Origin of the sequence: Paenibacillus forsythiae T98, from assembly GCF_000520735.1 — a bacterium.
GTDB lineage: Bacteria > Bacillota > Bacilli > Paenibacillales > Paenibacillaceae > Paenibacillus_AQ > Paenibacillus_AQ forsythiae.
In genome coordinates this window covers 1-990 of record NZ_ASSC01000199.1, presented here as the reverse complement: position 1 = coordinate 990, position 990 = coordinate 1, and the positions used below count along the sequence as shown (strand labels likewise).

The 990-nt window shown below is 52.9% G+C and carries 2 protein-coding genes; both read left to right on the top strand.

Annotated features, from left to right (window positions below; translation table 11 throughout):
- Window positions 1–698: N-acetylmuramoyl-L-alanine amidase (locus L692_RS0107140; protein WP_025698477.1), on the top strand; the 698-nt coding region annotated here is incomplete at its 5' end.
- 3 nt (window positions 699–701) lie between these two features.
- The gene (locus tag L692_RS0107135; RefSeq protein ID WP_025698475.1) at window positions 702–980 is read left to right on the top strand and encodes a holin; all 279 of its coding nucleotides are present in this window, start codon (window positions 702–704) and stop codon (window positions 978–980) included.
- The last annotated feature ends 10 nt before the right edge of the window (window positions 981–990 follow it).

Genomic DNA, 990 nt, shown 5'->3' with positions numbered 1-990 from the left:
GCAACCAGCACACCAATTACAGCAGCCGGGACGGACGTGTGCCCATCGCTATCGTGGACCATATCAGCGGAGGGACAATGGGCAGTATGGACAATTGGTTCTCGTCTCCTAACAACAAGGTCAGCAGCGCCCACTATGGCGTTTCCCGATCCGGCGAGATCCATCAATATGTGGACATCCAGAAGATGGCCTGGGCGAACGGGATTACTGCGGCTGCCATCCCGAAGGCGACGGCGGCTATTGTAAAAGAGATGGCGCCGACCAATCCGAACAAATATACCGTGTCCATCGAGCATGAGGGAACAGACGGAGAGCTGACAGAGGCGCAGTTCCAGGCGACGGTCTGGTTGCATAAGCACATTGCCAGTGAGATTAACCGGATTTACGGCCGGGAGATTGTGCTGGACAGCAAGCGTGTCATCGGTCATTTTCAAGTTGATCCGGTCCGGAAACCGAACTGCCCGGGGCCGAATTTCCCGTGGGGCCGGTTGTATTCTGCTCTTCAAAAGAAGGAGGACGACGAAGTGAAAAAGGACGTTATTGTGTCGGTGAAAGTGGACGGCAAAAAGGTCGCTGACGGCATGATCGAGAACGGGGTTACCTATGTACCGGCTCGAGCGCTGGTTGAAGCCATGGGCGGGACGATTACCCACGACTCGAAGAACAATGTCGTCTTAGTAACGAAAGGAGTGAAATAATCTATGAATAATCAAAATCTTACTGATGTATTGGCCTTTGCTAGTCTTCTGACTGCATTTGTTCTGGCAGGGGTGCAGTTCGTCAAAACAACCGTCACTTTGCCAAAGAATATCATCCCACTGATAGGCGTTGGGATCGGCCTGGTGATCGGTTGGGCAGCTGCGCCGTTTACCGAGCTGGAGTTGGTGCTGCGGTTGTGGTCCGGGGGATTGGCCGGGTTATCAGCGACAGGGCTGTTTGAACTGGCGTTTAATAATCGGACGGGAACAACGAAAGAATAGATTAAACAAC